Here is an 18,643-nt window from a genome sequence, read left to right as displayed (position 1 = left end):
GTCCCGGATGGACCGTGGCCGATCGGGACCGGTGATTTCTCCACCGGGGCTGCCGCCCGCGAAGGTGTGCGCGGCGGAATGGGACTCGCCGGCGAAGGTTTACGCGCGCGTGACTTCGAGACCTTGTTTTGCGAGTGAAGACTGAATACAGTTTCCACTTACTTCCGAGTGAGGAGTGTCACGCAGTGACTACTGACTTGAATCCCGCGGTTGCGCCTCCCCAGGAACCGCTGAAAACCCGCCGCCGGCCCGCCCTCGCCGCGGTCGCGGCCCGCGCTTCTCTGGTGCTCGTGCTGATCGTGTTGACTGCGGTGTTCACCGCCGTGAACGGCAGCGGCTTCTTCTCGGCCGACACGCTGCTGCTCGTGCTCAGCTCGCAGGCCGCGGTCGGCGTGATCGCGCTGGCGGTCACCCTCGCGTCGGTGGTCGGGCAGATCGACCTCTCGGTCGCCGGCGTGATGGGGGGTGCGGCGGGGATCGCGGCGCTGCTGGTGTCCGGCGGCGCGGGCGCGCTCACCGCGATTGCGTGCGCACTCGGTTTTTCACTGGTGTTCGGCGTGATCAACGGGGTCCTGGTCACTTACGCCAGGCTGAGTTCGATCATCGCGACGCTGGCCACCGGGACGCTCGCGACGGGCGCCGGCTTGGCGATCGTCGGGCCGAACACCATCACCGCGACGTCCCCGGCGTTCCTGAACCTGTTCTCCAGCAGCGTCGCGGGTGTGCAGACCGCTTTCTTCTTGTTCCTCGTGCTCACCGTGGTCGCGATGGTGGTGCTGCAGCGAACGTTGCTGGGCCGGCGGTTGTTCTTCCGCGGGCAGAACGAGGCGGCCGCGGCCCTGCTCGGGATCAAGGTCCGGCGGCTGACCATCGGCAGCATGATCGCGGCGGCCGTGCTCGCCGGGTTCGCGGGCGTGATGCTCGCCGGGCAGAACGGCGGCGCGAGTGTCACGCAGACCGGCGGTTACCTCCTGCCCGCGTTCGCCGCGGCGTTCCTCGGCACCTCCGCGATCGTGCCGGGGCGGTTCAACGCCGGCGGCACGTTCATCGCGACCTACGTGCTCGGGGAAGCGACGGTCGGCCTCAACATGGCGGGCGTTCCCCAGTGGAGCAGCTACCTGTTCAACGGCGGCCTGCTCATCGTGTCGCTCGGCGCGTTCGCGATCATCACCGCGCGCCGGGACCGGGCAGCGAAACGCGCGTCCGCGCGGGCCGTGGTGACCACCGCCGGGAACGCCGATGACTGAGCCGGAGGTCCTTCTGCGCGCCGAGAACGTGTCGAAGTGGTTCGGCGCCACGCACGCACTGCGCGCGGTCAGTACCGAGGTCCGGGCCGGCGAGATCCACGCGCTGGTCGGGGCGAACGGTTCGGGGAAGTCCACGTTGGTCAAAGCCTTGTGCGGCGCGATCACGCCGGACGAGGGATCGATCACCCGGCCCGGCGTGGCCGCGCTGGGCGCGGTGCACCAGAACCTCGGTTTGTTCGACGAGGCCACGGTGCGCGAAAACGTGTGCGGCGTGCTCGAGCACCGCGTGCTGTCGACCGCGCGCGAAAACGCTGTGGTCACCGCGATCCTGGATCGGCTCGGGGTGAGCATCGCGCCCGACACCCCGGTGGGTGCGCTCCCGATCGACCAGCAGGCGTTCGTCGCGGTCGCGCGAGCGCTGGCCCGGATGGGCGACGCACCGGCGGCGGTGCTGGTGGTCGACGAGGTGACGAGTGTGCTGCGGGGGACGGCCGCGCGGCGGTTCGCCGACGTGCTGGTGCGGCTGCGCTCGCGCGGAATCGGGATTCTGCTGGTGTCCCACGACATCGACGAGGTGCTCGAGCTCGCGGACCGGGTCACGGTGATCGTCGACGGCGCGGTTCGCACGGTGCGGGCCGCGCGCGATCTCGATCGACGGGCGCTCATCGAGACGATGACCGGGTCCGAGGTCGCGCAGCCGACGGTCCGCGCCGCCGTCCCGGAGCGCCGTGCCGGTGAGCCGGTGCTGCGGATCGCCGGGCTCGGGGGCGACTTCGTGCACGGCTTCGACCTCGACGTGCACGCCGGGGAGATCGTCGGAATCGTCGGGGTGCCGGGATCCGGGTACGCCGACCTCCCGGCCTTGATCGCCGGCGCGACGGGTGGGCACCGCAGCGGGCGGGTGGTGCTGGCCGGGCGACCGGTGACCTCGCCCAGCGGCTTCGCCGAGGCCGGCGGCCGGATGATCCCCGCCGACCGGAACCGGACCGCCCTGGTCGGGTCCGGCTCGGTCCTGGAGAACTTCATGCTCGGGCACCGGGGCGGACCCGGCCGGTGGGCGATCCGTCCGGACCGGGAGCGAACCCTGGTGGACCGGGCACTGGCCGCGTTCGGCGTGAAGTGCGAAGGGCCCGACGCCGGAATCACCTCGCTGAGCGGCGGGAACCAGCAGAAGCTCATCCTGGCGCGGTGCCTGCAGGCCGCGCCCCGAGTGCTGGTCGTTCACGAGGCCACGCAGGGCGTCGACATCAAGGCGCGGGCCGAGTTGTTGCGCCACCTCCACTTCGCGGCCGCCGAACGGGCGCTCGCGGTGGTCTACGTGTGCGGCGACCTGACCGAGACGTGGGACAACGTGCACCGGGTCGTGGCCGTCCGGCGGGGCACGAAGGTCGCCGATGTCGCCACGGCGACGGCGTCGAAAGACGCGCTCCACCAGCTCCTGTACTGATCCCCGGCCGGCTCGCCGTTCGGCGTGTCGTACCCGACCCCAGCGGAGGAATCCCGTGAAACCCACCCACACCTTGTCGGCGCTGATCGCGGTCGGCGCCCTGAGTCTCACCGCCTGCAGCGCGTCGCAAGTGGCGGCGACGTCCGAGCAGGGAAGTGCGAGCGCCGCGCCGGTCACGGGCGCGGAGTCAGTGGTCCGAACCGCCCAGGCCGAGCTCGCCAAGTACACGGCCGAGCCGCCCTTCGTGGCACCGAACGATCCGTTCGCGGTGGCCGGGCTGCGCGGCAAGCGCGTCGCGATCGTCGCCGTGGACCAGACCACTCCGTCGCTGCTGAGCACGATCAAGGGTGCCCAGGCCGCGGCGAAGGTCGCCGGCCTCGAGACCACGGTCTACGACGCCAAGGACACCCCGAGCGAGATGACGGCGGGTGTCGCCCAGGCCGTGGCGGCGCACGTCGACGCGATCGTGCTCGTGGGTGTCTCCGCGGCTCTCGTCTCCGCACAGCTCGCGTCGGCGCGCAGTGCCGGAATTCCCGTGGTGATGGCGAACAACAGCCAGCCCGACGCGAAGGCTCCCGGGCAGGGCGCGGGCGCGGCCTTGTTCGCGAACTCGGCGCCGGACTACCGCCTGCAGGGCCGGCTCGCCGCCGACGCGGCGATCGTCCGGAGCGGGGGAGCGGCCAAGGCGATCCTCGTGACCACCGACGGGATCGACCCCGCACCCGCGGTGTCGCAGGGATTCGAGGACGGCCTCGCGGCGTGCTCGACGTGCGAGGTGCTCGATCGCCGGCACGTGCAGCTGCAGGACTGGTTCAACGGCAACCTGGCTTCCCTCACGACCTCGGCGCTGAGCACGAACAAGGACGCGAACATCGTCCTGCCGATCTACGTCACCATGGCGATGTTCATGGTCCCGGCGGCACAGCAGGCGGGGAAGGCCGGCAAGGTCACCTTCTTCTCGACCTCCGCGCCCCCGGACGGGGCCGCGCTGCTGGCCGCCAACGCCTCGCTCGGCGGCCTCGCCGGGATGAGCGACGACTACGTCGGCTGGCTGGCGATCAACCAGGCGATGCGCGGCATGCTCGAGCTCGCGCCGGGGAACCCGACCGTGCCCACTCGCTACCTCACCGGGGAAACCGTGAAGAAGGCCGGAACGTCGGGCGAAGCGTTGTACGGCATCGCCTACCAGGCCGGTTTCCGGAAGCTGTGGGGCCTCGGCTGAGGGCCGCGGAAGTCCTGCTCGCGCCGAGCAGGACTTCCGCGCGGGGTTCACGGCTCACGACTTGGGGTGGGCTCCGGCAGTGGGCAGGAACCGGTCACGGCCGGCGCCGTATCCCATGATCGCCAGGAGCAGGCTGAGTGAGCCCAGTACCACCAACGGCAATGTCCACTCGCCGGTCGCGTCGTGGATGGCGCCCAGTGCCAGCGGGCCGACCGCGGCGATCAGGTAGCCGATCGACTGGGCCATGCCGGCCAGCGCGGCCGCCTGGGTGTGGTCGGCCGCGCGCTGGCTCTGGAAGCCGAGCGCGAGGACGAGACAGGTCCCGCCGCCGAGGCCGAGCAAGGTGACCGACAGCAGGGCGAGCGAGGGAGCGGCCAGCAGCACGCCGAATCCGGCCACCACGAGCAACGCCGCCGACACCGCGACCCAGCGCTGGTCGCTCCTCCCTCGCGTCAGCAGGGGTGCCGCGCTCGAGGCGATCAACGCGATCACCTGGTAGTAGAAGAGGATCCAGCCGGCCGCTTCGGCCGTGGTGCCCTGGCGGGCGAGGATGCTGGGCAGCCAGGCCAGCACGGTGTAGAAACCGAGTGACTGCAGGCCCATGAACACGCTCACCTGCCACGCCAATCCCGACCGCCACGGAATCCGGGCGTGCGTGGATCCCGCCGGGGCCGGCTGGTCGTGCCGGATGCGCGGAATCCACACGGCGAGGGCGACGACCGCGAACACCAGGCCCCACGCCAACGCGGTGTGCCAACTGCCCGGGAGCGTGTTCGCCAGCGGCACGGAGACGCCGGACGAGACGGCGGCGACGACGCCCATCACCGCGACGTACAGGCCGCTGATGGCGCCGATCCGGTTCGCGGGAACGGTTCTGCGGATGACCGACGGCAGCAGCACGTTCCCGCACGCGATCGCCGCCGACAGCGCGACGGTGCCCACGAAGAGGAAGCCTGATCCGGGCAGCGAACGAATCACGGTGCCCGCGACGAGCAGCAGGAGTGCGAAAACGACGAGCCGGGCGGTGCCGATGCGGTGCGACACCCGGCCGACCAGTGGTGACGTCAGGGCGAAGGTGAGCAGGGGCAGTGTGGTCAGCAGGCCACCCCAGGTCGGGGACAGGCCGGTGTCGTGTTCGATCTGCGGCAGCAGCGGGCCGACGCCGGTGAGCGTCGCTCGCAGGTTCGTGGCGACGAGCACGATGGCGACGACGAGCGCGACGGAGACCGCCGGGGTGGGGGTACTCGGTCGCTCGGGAGTCGCTTGCCGGGTGCCGGCGGGGTCGTCGGTCACCGGGCACCGTCCGTGGCGATCGGGAAGCCGGGCAGCTCGTCCTGATCGGATTCACGGGTCAGCCGCACGATGTCGGCCGCCGCGCGCGCCGCACCGGCTTCGTCCTTCGCTTCGAGCGAGGCAAGCAGCTCCCGGTGCAACGCGGCGTGCCCGTCGGCGATGTCGTCGTCCCAGGGGAGCCCGCCCAACGCCGCTTTCAGCGCGTTGCCGAGGTAGTCGTAGACCTCGGTGAGCAGTTCGCTGCCACTGGCTTTCACGATCGCGTGGTGGAACTGCCGGTCGGTCTCGGCGACGAGCTCCATGCTGCGTGAGGCATACGCGTCGTCGGCTTGGTGCAGGAGCTCGTGCAACCGGGCCAGGTCGTCGTCGGAGCGGTTCACCGCGGCCAGCGACGAGGCGTGCTTTTCGAGGACGGCGCGCAGGCCGAGGACCTCACTCCGGCGAGCGGCCGCCGCGCGACGCTCGAGGACCGCGCCGAGCTCGCTCGTCGCGCGCACGTAGGTGCCGTCGCCGACCCGCGCTTCGAGCAGGCCGAGGTGGACGAGGGCGCCGAGCGCCTCGCGCAAGGTCGAGCGTCCGACGCCGAACTGGTCGAGCAGCTCGTGCTCCGACGGAATGCGGGTGCCGACGGCCCAGCCGCCGGAAGCGATGTGGTCTTTCAGCATGGCGACCAGCTGCGCGGCCAGGCTGGCCTGACGACGCGGTGCCTTCAACTCGTTCACGCCTCGACGATAATCCAAATATCAGACATTTGGATATCAGGGTGGTGGTCGTCACCGCACGCTTGCCGACGTGGGGTGACGACCACCGGGGGCAGGAACTTTCGCCGAGGGTCAGGCGGGCAGGTCGGCCGACCCGATCCGCAGCCGGTGCGCGCGCCAGGCGAACACCGCGGCGACGAGCGTGCAGACGCCACACACCACAAAGGACAGGGTGTAGGCGCTCGGTGCCGGAATCGAGCCGCCGGGCAGGGTGTTCGCCGAGAAGAACACGCCGACCATGGTGGTGCCGAGCGAGTTCCCGACGGCGTAGACGATGGCCGTGAGCCCGAGTGCGACGCCGGACTGCGACGGCGGAACGGACCTGGCGACGATGACCTGCGACGCCGCGAGCCCCATCGTGTTGCCGAGCGCGTACACCCCGAGGCTCACCATCATCGGGGAGAAGGAGCTGTGCGCGAGGGCCAGGACGAAATAGGCCACGGTGCAGCACGCGACGCTGACGGCCGCGGCCCCGGCGAATCCGATGCGTTTGCCCAGCGGCTGGAGCAGCGCCGCCGCGGCCAAGCCGCCGATGGCCACGGGAATCGAGAACAGCCAGCCGTCGACGGGCGTGTACCCGAAGCCGTAACCGGCGGCCGTCGGGTTGGTCTGCGAGAACCGGGCCACCGCCGAGATCGCGCCGTAGATGCCGAACGCGATGAGGAACACGACGATCACCGGGGTCCGCGTCGCGGTGTTCCGCACCAGGTTCAGGTCGACGAGCGGGTGGGCGACCCGACGCTGGACCTGCACCCACAGCGCCAGCAACACCAGGCCGCCGACGATCAGCACGAGGACCTGCGGGGAACCCCAGCCCCAGGTCGGGCCTTTGCTCGTGCCGAGGAGGACGCCGACCAGCCCGGCCGCGAGCAGCAACGCGCCCGTCACGTCGATCCGGCCGGTGGCGCGGTGCGGGGACTCCCTGACCAGAAGGAGCAGGGCGAGCAGGCCCAGGCCGAGCGTCACCACCGCCACCCACAGGTAGAGGTGGTAGTCGCGGCCTTCGGCGCCGACGAGGGCGCCCAGCAGCAGGCCGCCGGCGACCCCGACGCTGTTGCCGGCGTGGATGGTCGTGATGGTCGTGCGGGCCTTCGCGGGGTCCATCGTGTCGCTCGCGAGGGCCTCCGGCAGAGCCAGCATCGGGGCCTGGGCGCCCATGAGCGCCCGCGCGACGAACAGCAGCGCCACATCCTTCGTGAGCGCGCCGAGCAATGCCCCGACGAGCGCCAATCCGAGGCACACGGCCATGATCCGGCGTTTGCCGTACAGATCGGCGAGCCGGCTGAACACGGCCAGCGCGACCGCGCCGGCCAGCAGCTCGGCGGTCAGGATCCAGGACACGTCGCCGGGGGAGAGATGCAGCTGCCGGCCGATGGCGGGCAGCTGCGGAACGATACCGACCTGGAGCAGCAGGACGGTGAAGCCCAGATAGGACAGGACGCCGACCGCGACGTTCCCGTTGAGCTTGCGGGCTGCCGTCGGCGCGATCGGTGGAGACGTGGGCTTCGTTGCCATGTGCCCTCCTTGGGGCTGCGGGGACCAGCCGTCACTAGGACGTGAATACTGTAGCCACTTTGGGTGGACGGTCAAGTGTTGTCGAGTCGACGTCCGAGGTTTTCGCAGGAAGACGGCCGTGGTGATCTGGTGGTCACGTCAACCGTGACGGTCGTCCCGCTTAAATGAATACATTACGAGACGGAGGTGGCGGACGGTAGTGCCGGTACGTCACAGCTCGGTGTTGGCCGGATCTTCACCGCTGAGGCGGGTAGCTCGTGGGAATGAGCCGGTGCGCGGTTCGGTGGGCTGTTCGGGGAAGGGTGTCGCGGGCGTGCCGGGGTTTCCGGGGTGGTCACGGGGTTTGCGCACTGGTGCTGCGAGTTCGGGGGAGGACCGAGTTCAGCTTGTTGCGCTCGGCGTGCTCGTGGTCAGGCGGCCGGCTCGGCGTGGTCGCGCGACTTTTTGGCGGGCCGGCAGCGCAGGCGACGTGGCGGCAGAGCGGGTCACGGCGGCGTGGGTCACTGCGGCACCGGCGCGGGTGACGGCAGCGCGGGTGACGGCGGTGGTGGTGCAGGTGGCAGCAGCGCAGGTGACGACGGCGCAGATGACTGCGGTGTGGCTGACTGCCGGTGCCGGTGCCTGTGTGGCGCCGGCGTTCGTCAGGCGGTGGCGGAGCCGTCGGTGCGTGAAGCTTCGAACAGCTTGATGATGTTCTCGCGCGTGTGCATGAGGTGGACTTCCAGCTCGAGCTTCGCGCGTCGTGCGTCGCGGCGGGCCACTGCTTCGAGGATGCGGCGGTGTTCGGCGCCGGCCTCGGCGGAGCGCTGCACGCCGTGGTCGCTCCACATGTAGAGGTACCGCTCGATGCGGCTGGACAGCTGGCCGGACATCTCCAGGGTGAAGGACGCGTTGGACGGCGCGTACAGCTTCTCGTGGAACTCCCGGTTGCGCCGCAGCCATTCGGCGTGGTCGGTGATGTGGTCCATCTCGTCGCAGATCGTCTGCAACTCGGCGATCAGCTCGGGCGTGACGTGCGGCAGCGCGCGTTCGAGGAGGTAGCTCTCGAGCATGATCCGGATGTCGATCACCTCCAGCACCCGCTCGGGCGTGAGGCCGACGACGACCGTCCGCTGGTGCGCCCGCGCGCTCACGAGGCCTTCGGCCTGGAGCTGGCGCAGCGCTTCCCGCAGCGGAACTCGGGAAATGCCGTAGTGGCGGGCGATGGCGACCTGGTTCAGCTCCTGGCCGTCCTCGAACCGCCCCTGCAGGATCGAGTCGCGCAGGGCGTCGGCGATGTCGTCGGAGGTGGTGCGGCGATGCCCCAGCTGCGGCACGTCGGGAAGGTCGAGTTCCTTCATCGTCATCTCTCCGGTCGGGCCATCGGGTGGGCGGCGTTCACACTGAACGGGGATGCCTCGCTACTCATCGTAGTTGACGATGGGCAGTCTACTGAATTCAGTGTGCACTACCACGCTGCCGCGCGGGCGAAACCGGACTGTTCCTCCCGGCCGCGACCCGCTGGACCAGCAGTCCGTGGATCACCCCGGCCCTCGAAGCTCCCCCGGCAAGTGAATACAGAACACACTCACCGCCGGATCCGGGCGGCTGTCGACGAGGCCCCGCCGTGGATGAAACTGATGATCTCGAGAATCGACTCAACAATCCGGCCGTCCCGGTGCGTTGTCCGGTCAGCAAGGGCCACCCGAGGAGAGAGGGGCCGGCGTGCCCGACCGCTTTGAGCAGTTCGTCGCCGATCGGCTGGACCGGTTGCTTCGTTATGCCACGGCGCTGACCTGCGATCCGTACCTCGCGCAGGACATCGTGCAGGAGGTACTGGTGCGGGCGCAGGGGCGGTGGGCGCGGATCGCGGCGATGCACGCGCCGGAGAGCTACCTGCGGCGGATGGTGACCAACGAGTACCTCTCGTGGCGCCGGCGCCGCGCGGCCCGCACCATCGCCGCGACCCACAGCAAGCTGGACGCGATCGGCCCGCCGACGGGGGACCACGCCGACGCGTTCGCCGAACGGGACGCGATGCGGGTCCGCATCGCGACCCTGCCCCGCAAGCAGCGGGCCGCGATCCTGCTGCGGTACTACGCGGACTGCACGGACGCCGAGATCGCCGAGGTGCTCGGCTGTTCGGCCGGCACGGTCCGCAGCCACATCTCCCGCGCGCTCGGCACGTTGCGCGCCACCGAACCGAACGCGACCTTCAAGGAGGCCCTGTCGTGAGCTCCACCGAGCGTCTCATCCGCGAGGCCTTCGAGGCCGAAGCCGACCTCGCCGTGGACCCGCGGCACGTGCTGGCCGAGCTCGAACGGCGGCGCGCCCGTCCCCGGCGGCGCGGCCTGGTCGTGCTCACCGCGGCCGCCGTGGTGATCGCCGCGGCCGTCGCCGTGGTGGTGCCGAGGGCGCTGGACCGCGCCGCACCGCCACCGGTCGCGTCGCCCGGCGCGACGACGCAGAACATCCTGGTGGCCGGCCTGGACGACAACGGCACCACCGACTCGCTCGTGCTGGGACACCTGGGGTCCGGCGGCTCGGCGTCGGCGGTCTCGCTGCCGCGCGATTCCTGGGTGGACGTGCCGGGCCTCGGCATGCACAAGCTCAACTCGGCTTACAGTCGCGGCGGCGCCACGGCGCTGGTCGGAGCGGTGCAGGAGCTGACCGGCACGAAGGTCGACCACTACGTCCTCGTCGACATGGCCGGGTTCGACCGGCTGAGCGCCGCCGTCGGCGGCGTCCCCGTATGCCTGCGCGCGGCGACCCACGATCCGATCTCCGGGGCGTCCTTCGGCGCCGGCGAGCAGACCCTTTCGGGCCCCTCGGCGCTGGCCTTCCTGCGGCAACGCCACGGACTGCCCCACGGCGACCTCGACCGCATCACCCGCCTCCAGGCATTCCTGCGCTCGCTCGCGACCAAGGTGATCACCTCCGGGAAGCTCGCCGACCACGAGTTCCTCACCACCGTGCGCGACGCCGTGCGCGTCGACCCCGGCTGGAACCTGCTCGACCTCGCCAGCCGGCTCGGCGCGGTCCACAATGTCCGGCTCGCGACGGTTCCGGTGCGGAACACCGACCTCCAGGGCCCGGAGGGCGCGGCGATCCAGGTGGATCCCCAGCAGGTGCGGTCGTTCGTCCGCGAGTTCACGGGCAGCGGTGCTCCGCCGGCCGATGGCGGGTCGTGCGTGAACTAGGGAAGGCTGAGCTGGTATGGCTGCGCCGACAAGCCGAGCGCACGCTGAAGGGGACGAGCTCTGCGGATCCGGGGCGGGGGAGTGCCGCGGCGATTCTGCCGCCACCGTCCACTGAGGACGACTGGCGTGGCTGACCGCGGACGCGATCGCGGAGTCGGCGGGGCGCGGGTTCGACGAGATCCGTAGCCGCCGGCTGCGGTGACCGACGTCGGCGGCGCGCCGGGCCGGCTCACCGCGAGCCGCCGTACCCCCGCGGTCGCCGACGGTAAGGTGTTGCCCGGGCAGGCAGCCCGAAAGCGAGCGCCGCGGCCGTGAGCTGTTCGGCGACTGACACAGGGGTGTGCGATGGCTGAGCGTCCGGTTCTGGTGCTGGCCGCGACCGGCGGTCAGGGGCGCGCCGTCACCGCGGCGCTCCTGGACCGCGGTGCCGAGGTGCGCGCGCTGGTGCGTGATCCGGCCGGCGCGGGTGCGCAGGCCCTGAGCCGGCGCGGAGTCAATGTGGTTCCCGGCTTCCTGGACGACGCCGATTCCCTCACCCGTGCCATGCGCGGTGTGGCCGGTGTGTTCGCGTTGACCACGCCGTTCGAGTCGGGGACCGACGCCGAGGTGGCCCAGGGGCGGGCGATTCTCGCGGCCGTGCGCGCGGCGGACGTGCCGCACCTCGTGTTCAGCTCGGTCGCCGGTGCCGCTCGGCCGACCGGCGTTCCGCACTTCGACAGCAAGGCGATCGTGGAGTCCGAGGTCCGCGCGAGCGGGGTCCCGTACACGATCCTGGGGCCCACGTACTTCTTCGACAACGCCCTCGGCGGTCAGGACCGGATCCTCGCGGGATCACTCGACCTCCCGCTGCCGAGCGACCGGCCGCTGCAGCAGCTCGCGCGCGCCGACCACGGCGCGTTCGCCGCCGAGGTGCTGCTGCACGCCGGGAAGTACGCGGGCCGCCGGATCGAGCTCGCCGGCGACGCCCCGACCCCGGCGGAGATGTCACGCTCACTGAGCGACGCCGTCGGCCTCGAGGTGCGCCACACCCGGTATCCCGTCGAGTCCATCGGCAACCCGGACATGCACGCGATGTGGGAGTTCCTCAACGGGCCGGGTTACCAGGTGGACATCCCCGCGCTGCACGCCGCGCATCCGGAGATCGCGTGGACTTCCTTCGGCGCCTGGGCTCGGCAGGTCTTCGCCGCCGGATCGTGACTGCCGCGCCCCAGGCGATCGAGGGCTCCCGGAAGCATTTCAACGCCGCCGTTTCCCGCTCTACTCGGCGTTAAACTCGCCCGATGAGCGAACGCGTCGAGGTCACCCGCACGGGCCCGATGGAGTACCGGGCGGTCGTGCAGGACGGGCTGGACACCACCCAGCACCGGGTCACCATGTCGCACGCGGTGCTCGACGACCTGCTGATCCCCGACCTCGACACGCACCGGGTGGCGAGGGAGACGGTCAAGTACCTGCTCGAACGCGAAGCGGGGGACGAGATGCCGGAAGAGATCGACCTGGACCACCTGAGCAACCACGACAAGAACTTCCTGACCGAGCTCAAGGCGCGCCTCACGAACTAGGTGCGTAGGCACCCCCGGCGACGATCCGCTGCAGTTGCACGGGCCGCCCGTGCCGATGACCGAGCAGGGTGAACGCGATGCGGCACGGCGATCCGTTGTCCCAGGACGATCTCCTTGGCTGCGGCCGAGGAATACCGCAGCCGGGCCGGATACGACGGACGCCGCTCGAACGTCGTCATCACCCGGCCACAGCAGCGGCGCCGATCCTCACGGCGCGAGGACGCCGAGCCGGTCGGCCGCCTCGATGACCTCACCGAGCGACTCGAGCCACCGGTCCACCTCGGCAGCCCCGAGTCCTTCGTCCAGCCCGAGGCCCTGGGCGGTGCAGAAGTACACCTGCGTCGCACCGCTTTCGCGGGCGGCTACGAGGTCTTCGGCGATCTGGCGGGGCGATCCGCCGAGGAACGGCCGGCCTTCGCCGATCGGCTCCCGGGTGATCGGGACCGGCCAGGGCACCTGGTTGACCACCGCGAGGTCCTGGGGGTCACGGCCGGCCTCGAGGGCGGCTTTGTGGAACGCGGACACGGTGTCGCGCAGGTCCTGGGCCGAGGAGGCGACCGGGATCAAGCCGTCCGCGATCCGGCCGGCGCGCTTGACCGCGGCCGGCGCGAACGCGGCCATCAGCACCGGCAGGTGGGCCTGGACCGGCTTGGGGTTCACCTCCGACGGCGCGATCCGGTAGAACTCGCCGTCGTGGCCGACCGGGTCCGGGCCCCACGCCGCGCGCATCGCCGTGATGAACTCCTCCGTGCGGGCGCCCTTGCGGCTGCTCGGCACGTTCGCCGTGTCGAACTCGTGCTGCTGCCAGCCCTGGCCCAGGCCGGCGATCGCGCGCCCGCCGCTGAACTGGTCCAGCGTCGCGAACCGGCGCGCGAGCACCACGGGTACGTGCATCGGCGCCACCACCACCGCGGTGCCCAGCTTGATCCGCTCGGTCGCGGCGGCGACGTAGCTCAGGGTCTCCAGCGGCTCGTACGTCGAGCGGTAGAACTCCGGCACCAGGCCGATTTCCTGCGACCCGTACAGCTCGACCTTTTCGAGCGGGCGAAGCAGGCGCTCGAACGACCACAGTGCGGCGTAACCGAGCCGTTCGGCTTCCCGGGCGACCTTCACGATCGTCTCCGGCGAGGTCTGCGGCCCGGCGACGGGCAGTGCGAGACCGAGTTCCATGGGTCCTCCAGCGCGTGAATCCAGTACTTCTTGTATATTAGAAGACGTGTCCAACATAGTAGATCCGTTGGTGGCGCAGATCGCAACTCGCGTCCGCGCCGAGCGGGAGCAGCGGCGGTGGACCCTGGCGCAGGTCGCGGACGCCTCCGGGGTGTCCCGCGCGATGATCAACCGGATCGAGCGGGCCGAGAGCTGCCCCACCGCGATCGTGCTCAGCAAGCTGGCCGTGGCCTTCCAGGTCAGGATCTCCGACCTGCTGACCCCCGCCGAAGACTCCGCCGATGCTGCACCGAAAAGCGGGGAGCAGGTCACGGGGGTGCGCCGCAGGGCCGATGCCACGGAATGGCGTGATCCCGCCACCGGCTACCGCCGGCGCCAGATCACCGGGCCGCGCTTCCCCGCGGACATCGCCGAGATCCGCCTGCCCCCGGGTGCTCGCGTGCCGTACCCGGCCGCGTACCTCGCCTACATGCGGGAGGTCATCTGGGTCCTCGACGGCCGCCTCACCTTCCACGAAGGCGACGCGGTGCACGACCTCGGCCCGGGCGACTCGATCGAACTCGTCGAACCCGTCCCGCACGTCTTCGCGAACACCGGCGACACCGAATGCCGCTACGCGATCATCATGACCCGCGTCGACAGTCCGTGACCGGTCGGCGCCGGTCTACAGGGCGTGGAGGCTCAGGGCCGTGTCGAGCGTGCCGGCGGGTGAGTGCACTGTCCACATCAGACGGATGCGTCAAGCAGCCACTGCAGCCACTGTGGACACTGCGGAGTCATGGGGGACCGGGGACCCGCGTGGGCAGGATTTGTTCCCCCGAACGGGATCCGGACCGATCCGGTCATGACCACGTCCCGGTGACTGTTGCCGGTGCGGCCAGGACACGCCGATGATGGGCTCATGCCCACCTCTCGAAGCACCCTCCCCTCCCTGGCCGTCACCGAGCCCCCGGCGTCACTTCCGCCTCTCGCGGCCGTCCACGCGCTGTCCGCGGACGAGCTCGATCTGCTCGCCGACGTGTGGGAGGCCCACCCTTCGGACGCGCCGACGGTCCTGCGCCGCTTGGGCCCGGCCGCGTCCCGGCTGCGGGAGTTGCGGCGCGCGGAGAAGTCGGCTCGGACCTGCCCGGTGTGCGCCTTCGACGACCTTGACGCCCCGCCCTACCTCGCGTTCGAAGGACTTGCCCGCGACACCGAACAGCCGGTGTTCACACCGCCCTACTCCGTCCACTTCGGTGACCCGTCCCGGACCCGCTGCCCCTGCTGCGCCTACGGTTTCGGGCTCGACGACGTCCCGCGCGAGGGCTCGGAGCCGGTCACCTTCGAGGCGTGGTTCCTGGCGTGGGCGGCCCGGGGGCACCCGTGGCACGACCGTGACCGCCGGCCGGACGGCTGGGACGCCGCCACCCAGCTCGTCGCCACCCAGCTCGCCGCCACCCAGCTTGCCGCCGCCCGGCCCGCCGTCGTGGAGCGCTAGTCCACCATCGTCCGCGATTTCCGGATGAACACCGCGAGGAGTGGATCGCCCGGTCGGCCGCAGACCGCTAACTTCCCCGTCGAACGTCAGCAACGGCGCTTGACGGGAGGTCTGGAATGCCGGCGGAACTAGAGTTCCTCGAACCGGAGCGTGTCCGAGGGGTTCTCCCCGAACTTGGCGCGGTACGCCTGGGCGAAGCGGCCGAGGTGGCCGAACCCCCAGCGGAAGGCGACCTCGGTGACGGAGACGGCCGGGCGCGATCCGGCCCGCAGGTCCGCGCGGACCTGTTCGAGGCGGCAGTCTCGCAGGTACGTCATGGGCGGCATGCCGACGTGGCGCCGGAACCCCTCCTCGAGCGAGCGGACGCTGATGCCCACCAGTTCGGCGAGCTCGGCGACCGTCCACGGCACCTCGGGGCTGGCGTGCATGAGGTCGACCGCCCGCTTGACGGTGCGCGGCTGCGGGCTGGCACCCAGCTCGGACAGCGCGTCTTGGTAGCTGTGCGGCTGTCCCCAGAGCAGCCCGCCCACGATGAGCCGGCGCAGCTCCGCGGCGAGCAGCCCGTCGCTCGTGAAGGCGCCGGGCGCGTCCAGCTCGGTGGCCAGGACTTCGACCGCGTGCAGCCACGCCCGGGTGGACGGCTGCGTGAGGTCCATCGCCATCCGGAACCGGACCGGTGCGCGCAGCGGGCGCTCGACCCGGCGGACGACCTCGTCCTCGAGGAACGTCCGGTCGATCTTGAGGCACAGCTGCTCGCTGCCGGCCTCCCACCGGTCGAGCACGGTGTGGCCGACGGGGTTGAACACGGCGGCCGTGCGCGGCGTGGCCACCACCCGCTGGTCGCCGCACGTCGATGCCACGGCGCCGGTCAGCGGGACGTTCACGTGGTAGGCGCTCTGCAGGTCGCCGCAGTCCTTCACGATCTCGGCGCCGTAGGACATTCGCCCGATCGTGAGCGGGCCGACGGTCAACGTGCGCATCGTGAACTCGAAGTCGCGGGACCGGTGCGTGCGATCGAGCCGGAGCGGGTAGTAGACGCGGCTCAGCTCTTCGCGCGCGAACATCAGATCGTTGGTGTGGAACGCCTTCGGCGTGCCGGACGTGCCGCCATCCGCCCCGCGGTCACTGGCGCACATGGTCGGATGGTAGCTCGCCGGGAATCACCGGGCAAGGCGCGGAGGAGGCGGCCGGCGTGGAGTTGCGACAGCTGAAGGCGTTCGTGGTCGTGGCCGAGGAGCTGCACTTCGGCCGCGCCGCGGACCGGTTGCACATGGCGGCTTCGCCGTTGAGCCGGCAGATCCGCAGTCTCGAACGGGAGTTGAAAGCGGTGCTCTTCCGCCGCACGACCCGCCACGTCGAACTGACCCCCGCGGGGCGGGTTCTGCTCGACCGGGGCCGCGCGATCCTGCGGGAGGTCGACGTGGTCACCCGCACCGTCACCGAGGTGGCCACACCGGCTCCGGCCCGCGTCACGGTCGCCTTCACCCGCAGCGCCGCCCAGACCCTGCTCGCCCGGATCATGCTGACCGCTCGCCGCGTCGGGAATCCTGACGTGGACCTGCACACGGACCTCCTCACGCCGGCGCAGCTGGACGCGATCGCGAGCGGGACCGTCGACATCGGGTTCCTCGTGCGCGCGGGCGAGCCGGTTCCCGCCGGACTCCGGTCGCACTCCCTGGCCGCCGGTGCGCTGCGGGCCGTGGTGCCGGCCGGTCATCCCCTCGCCGACCGAGCCGAGATCGAACTCGCCGAACTGGCGCGCCACGACCTCATCTCGTTCCCGGCACCGACGCGCTCGGTCGTCCGCGAGGCCACTGAGAAAGCGTGTGCCCGGGCCGGGTTCCGGCCCCGGTTCGCGTACGAAGCGAGCGAGACGGCGGCGATCCTCAACCTCGTCGCCGCGGGGCTCGGGATCAGCCTGCTGCCCGTGCCCGTCGACCTGCTCGGTCCCGGGCTGGTGCACCGTCCGGTGGTCCCCGAGGTCGGCATCGAGATCGGCATGGTGTGGCGCGAAGACGAACGGCGCTCCGACGTGCTCCGGCTCGTGGCCGCGATCCGGCGGCCCGACCGGCAGTCCGTCCGGAACGAGGGCTGTGAGCTCGCGCCGCTGAGCGGAGCGCAGTAGGGAAGTCCTCAAAGGACAGAGCGGCCGATGATACGCGTGGTCGCGGGTCAGCGGCTTCATTGCGACCGATTTCGACGCATTGCGACTGAGTTCGGCCTTGGTCGCGCGATCCGCCGGGCACATCCTGGATCACGGCACCACGAGCGATTCAAAGGAGAACGCATGCCACACCTCAAGCGCGAGGACTGGTTCGATCTCGGTCGCCGGCTCGACTGGACGCCCGGGTACGTGTCGCGGGACGAGCTGTTCCCCGAGTTCGCCACCGACGCGTCCGCGCTGCCGAGCGAGGCCTGGGAGGAGTGGGACGAGCCGTACAAGGTCTCCTTCCGGGAGTACGTCGACATCCAGCGCCAGAAGGACGAAGGGCTCTACGGGGTCAAGACCGCGGTGGGGCGCGCTCGTTACGTCGAGGGCGCCGACCCTCGCTGGCGCGCGATCATCAAGGAGCACTACGGCGTCGCCTCAGTCGCGGAGTACTTCGCGGGGCTCTCGGAGGCCAAGCTCGCGCGCTTCGCGCCGTCGGCCTCGTGGCGCTCGGTGGCCACGATCGGCATGCTCGACGAGATCCGCCACGGCCAGCTCCAGTTGTTCTTCCCGCACTCCTACGTGAAGCTGGACGAGCAGTTCGACTGGGCGCAGAAGATGTACCACACCAACGAGTGGGGCACGATCGCCGCGCGCTCGATGTTCAGCGACCTGTTCCTGGCCGGCAGCGCGGTCGACGCGGCGATCGCGGAGACGTTCGTGTTCGAGACCGCGTTCACCAACCTCCAGTTCCTGGGCATGGCCTCGGACGCGCTCAAAGCGGGCGACATCGAGTTCTCCTCGCTGCTGCAGTCGATCCAGACCGACGAGGCACGGCACTCGCAGCAGGGCGCGGCGGTGATCGAAGTCCTGCGCAAGCACGATCCCGACCACGCCCAGTACGTAGTGGACAAATCGGTGTGGCGGACCTGGAAGGTCTTCACGCTGCTGACCGGGATGCCCATGGACTACTACATGCCGCTGGAGCACCGCGTGCACTCCTTCAAGGAGTTCATGGAGGAAATGGTGCTCGACCAGTTCAGCAAGTACATGCTGGACTCCGGGCTCAAGCTGCCCTGGTACTGGGACCAGCTGCTCGACGAGGTCGACAACTTCCACCACTCGATGCACCTGGGCTCGTGGACCTACCGGCCCACGCTGTGGTGGGACCCGGCGGCCGGGGTGTCTCCCGAGGAACGCGAGTGGCTCGCGGTGAAGTACCCCAAGTGGGAGCAGACCTGGGGCCCGAAGTGGGACGTGATCACCGAGAACGCGAGGGCGGGCCGCGAAGACCTGACCCTGCCGTCGACCCTGCCGGTCACCTGCAACATGTGCCACCTCCCGATCACCGTGTGGAGCGCGCACGCCGCCCCGGTCCGGACCACGCAGCGGGGTGGGCGCCGGTACCGCTTCTGCTCCGAGCCGTGCCAGTGGATCTTCGACCAGGAACCGGAGAAGTACCACGGTCACCTTTCGCTGATCGACCGCTTCGTGGCCGGGCACATCCAGCCGCCCAACCTCGAAGGAGCGCTCGCCTACATGGGCATCACCCCCGGCGTGGCCGGCAAGGACGCGCTGGACTACGCCTGGGCCCGCACGGCCTGACCGAGGAGGAGATCCC

17 protein-coding genes are annotated in these 18,643 nt (G+C 70.7%); 11 read left to right on the top strand and 6 right to left on the bottom strand.

Annotated features, from left to right (window positions below; genetic code table 11):
* Positions 1–185 precede the first annotated feature (185 nt).
* The 3 genes from VSH64_RS15710 to VSH64_RS15700 are packed head-to-tail and all read left to right on the top strand — an operon-like array spanning position 186 to position 3,916.
* The gene (locus VSH64_RS15710; protein WP_326836333.1) at positions 186–1,247 is read left to right on the top strand and encodes an ABC transporter permease; all 1,062 of its coding nucleotides are present in this window, start codon (positions 186–188) and stop codon (positions 1,245–1,247) included.
* The gene (locus VSH64_RS15705; protein ID WP_326836332.1) at positions 1,240–2,694 is read left to right on the top strand and encodes a sugar ABC transporter ATP-binding protein; all 1,455 of its coding nucleotides are present in this window, start codon (positions 1,240–1,242) and stop codon (positions 2,692–2,694) included. The genes VSH64_RS15710 and VSH64_RS15705 overlap by 8 nt, the downstream gene beginning before the upstream one ends.
* A 55-nt stretch (positions 2,695–2,749) precedes the next feature.
* Complete coding sequence (locus tag VSH64_RS15700; RefSeq protein WP_326836331.1) at positions 2,750–3,916, top strand: sugar ABC transporter substrate-binding protein; 1,167 nt, start codon at positions 2,750–2,752, stop codon at positions 3,914–3,916.
* Positions 3,917–3,970: 54 nt separating this feature from the next.
* Here VSH64_RS15700 and VSH64_RS15695 read toward each other — a convergent pair whose 3' ends face one another.
* The 4 genes from VSH64_RS15695 to VSH64_RS15680 all read right to left on the bottom strand — a co-directional run bounded on the left by VSH64_RS15695 (position 3,971) and on the right by VSH64_RS15680 (position 8,825).
* Entirely contained in the window at positions 3,971–5,209 is a 1,239-nt protein-coding gene (locus VSH64_RS15695) for an MFS transporter (RefSeq protein ID WP_326836330.1), read from the bottom strand.
* Positions 5,206–5,931, bottom strand: a complete 726-nt coding sequence (locus tag VSH64_RS15690; protein ID WP_326836329.1) for a FadR/GntR family transcriptional regulator — start codon at positions 5,929–5,931, stop codon at positions 5,206–5,208. Before VSH64_RS15690 ends, VSH64_RS15695 begins: the two co-directional genes overlap by 4 nt.
* A 111-nt stretch (positions 5,932–6,042) precedes the next feature.
* Complete coding sequence (locus VSH64_RS15685) at positions 6,043–7,485, bottom strand: MFS transporter (RefSeq protein WP_326836328.1); 1,443 nt, start codon at positions 7,483–7,485, stop codon at positions 6,043–6,045.
* 641 nt (positions 7,486–8,126) lie between these two features.
* Positions 8,127–8,825, bottom strand: a complete 699-nt coding sequence (locus tag VSH64_RS15680) for a GntR family transcriptional regulator (RefSeq protein WP_326836327.1) — start codon at positions 8,823–8,825, stop codon at positions 8,127–8,129.
* Between the two features lie 364 nt (positions 8,826–9,189).
* On the opposite strand from VSH64_RS15680, the gene VSH64_RS15675 reads away from it, so the two are divergent.
* The 4 genes from VSH64_RS15675 (at position 9,190) to VSH64_RS15660 (ending at position 12,226) form a co-directional block, all read left to right on the top strand.
* Positions 9,190–9,699: a SigE family RNA polymerase sigma factor gene (locus VSH64_RS15675; RefSeq protein ID WP_326836326.1), complete on the top strand. Its 510-nt coding sequence runs from the start codon at positions 9,190–9,192 to the stop codon at positions 9,697–9,699.
* Complete coding sequence (locus VSH64_RS15670; RefSeq protein WP_326836325.1) at positions 9,696–10,664, top strand: LCP family protein; 969 nt, start codon at positions 9,696–9,698, stop codon at positions 10,662–10,664. Before VSH64_RS15675 ends, VSH64_RS15670 begins: the two co-directional genes overlap by 4 nt.
* Positions 10,665–11,009: 345 nt before the next feature.
* Positions 11,010–11,861 carry an NmrA/HSCARG family protein gene (locus VSH64_RS15665; protein WP_326836324.1) on the top strand — a complete coding sequence of 284 codons (852 nt, stop codon included), beginning with the start codon at positions 11,010–11,012 and terminating at the stop codon, positions 11,859–11,861.
* Positions 11,862–11,944: 83 nt separating this feature from the next.
* A complete protein-coding gene (locus VSH64_RS15660) occupies positions 11,945–12,226 on the top strand; it encodes a hypothetical protein (RefSeq protein WP_326836323.1) in 282 nt (93 codons plus the stop codon).
* A 207-nt stretch (positions 12,227–12,433) separates the two neighbouring features.
* Here VSH64_RS15660 and VSH64_RS15655 read toward each other — a convergent pair whose 3' ends face one another.
* Positions 12,434–13,396 carry a TIGR03619 family F420-dependent LLM class oxidoreductase gene (locus VSH64_RS15655; protein WP_326836322.1) on the bottom strand — a complete coding sequence of 321 codons (963 nt, stop codon included), beginning with the start codon at positions 13,394–13,396 and terminating at the stop codon, positions 12,434–12,436.
* Positions 13,397–13,442: 46 nt separating this feature from the next.
* On the opposite strand from VSH64_RS15655, the gene VSH64_RS15650 reads away from it, so the two are divergent.
* Positions 13,443–14,045, top strand: coding sequence for a helix-turn-helix domain-containing protein (locus tag VSH64_RS15650; RefSeq protein ID WP_326836321.1), 603 nt, complete (start codon positions 13,443–13,445; stop codon positions 14,043–14,045).
* Positions 14,046–14,297: 252 nt separating this feature from the next.
* Complete coding sequence (locus VSH64_RS15645; RefSeq protein ID WP_326836320.1) at positions 14,298–14,873, top strand: hypothetical protein; 576 nt, start codon at positions 14,298–14,300, stop codon at positions 14,871–14,873.
* A 128-nt stretch (positions 14,874–15,001) separates the two neighbouring features.
* Here VSH64_RS15645 and VSH64_RS15640 read toward each other — a convergent pair whose 3' ends face one another.
* Positions 15,002–16,009: an AraC family transcriptional regulator gene (locus VSH64_RS15640; protein WP_326836319.1), complete on the bottom strand. Its 1,008-nt coding sequence runs from the start codon at positions 16,007–16,009 to the stop codon at positions 15,002–15,004.
* 56 nt (positions 16,010–16,065) lie between these two features.
* Here VSH64_RS15640 and VSH64_RS15635 point away from each other — a divergent pair, with 56 nt between their 5' ends.
* Positions 16,066–16,998: a LysR family transcriptional regulator gene (locus tag VSH64_RS15635; RefSeq protein WP_326836318.1), complete on the top strand. Its 933-nt coding sequence runs from the start codon at positions 16,066–16,068 to the stop codon at positions 16,996–16,998.
* A 162-nt stretch (positions 16,999–17,160) separates the two neighbouring features.
* On the top strand, positions 17,161–18,627 hold the full coding sequence (locus VSH64_RS15630; protein WP_326836317.1) for a YHS domain-containing protein: 1,467 nt from the start codon (positions 17,161–17,163) through the stop codon (positions 18,625–18,627).
* Positions 18,628–18,643 lie beyond the last annotated feature (16 nt).

This window comes from Amycolatopsis rhabdoformis (genome assembly GCF_035918295.1).
Taxonomy (GTDB): Bacteria; Actinomycetota; Actinomycetes; order Mycobacteriales; family Pseudonocardiaceae; genus Amycolatopsis; species Amycolatopsis rhabdoformis.
Note: the sequence above shows the minus strand (reverse complement) of the source record. Positions and strands in the feature narration are given on the sequence as shown.

What these genes read in the sequence shown, in the direction of transcription:
- VSH64_RS15705 (WP_326836332.1), top strand. Translation starts at nt 1,240, where the DNA reads ATGACTGAGCCGGAGGTCCTTCTGCGCGCCGAGAACGTGTCGAAGTGG.
- VSH64_RS15685 (WP_326836328.1), bottom strand. Translation starts at nt 7,485, where the DNA reads ATGGCAACGAAGCCCACGTCTCCACCGATCGCGCCGACGGCAGCCCGC.
- VSH64_RS15680 (WP_326836327.1), bottom strand. Translation starts at nt 8,825, where the DNA reads ATGAAGGAACTCGACCTTCCCGACGTGCCGCAGCTGGGGCATCGCCGC.
- VSH64_RS15665 (WP_326836324.1), top strand. Translation starts at nt 11,010, where the DNA reads ATGGCTGAGCGTCCGGTTCTGGTGCTGGCCGCGACCGGCGGTCAGGGG.
- VSH64_RS15660 (WP_326836323.1), top strand. Translation starts at nt 11,945, where the DNA reads ATGAGCGAACGCGTCGAGGTCACCCGCACGGGCCCGATGGAGTACCGG.
- VSH64_RS15655 (WP_326836322.1), bottom strand. Translation starts at nt 13,396, where the DNA reads ATGGAACTCGGTCTCGCACTGCCCGTCGCCGGGCCGCAGACCTCGCCG.
- VSH64_RS15645 (WP_326836320.1), top strand. Translation starts at nt 14,298, where the DNA reads ATGCCCACCTCTCGAAGCACCCTCCCCTCCCTGGCCGTCACCGAGCCC.
- VSH64_RS15640 (WP_326836319.1), bottom strand. Translation starts at nt 16,009, where the DNA reads ATGTGCGCCAGTGACCGCGGGGCGGATGGCGGCACGTCCGGCACGCCG.
- VSH64_RS15630 (WP_326836317.1), top strand. Translation starts at nt 17,161, where the DNA reads ATGCCACACCTCAAGCGCGAGGACTGGTTCGATCTCGGTCGCCGGCTC.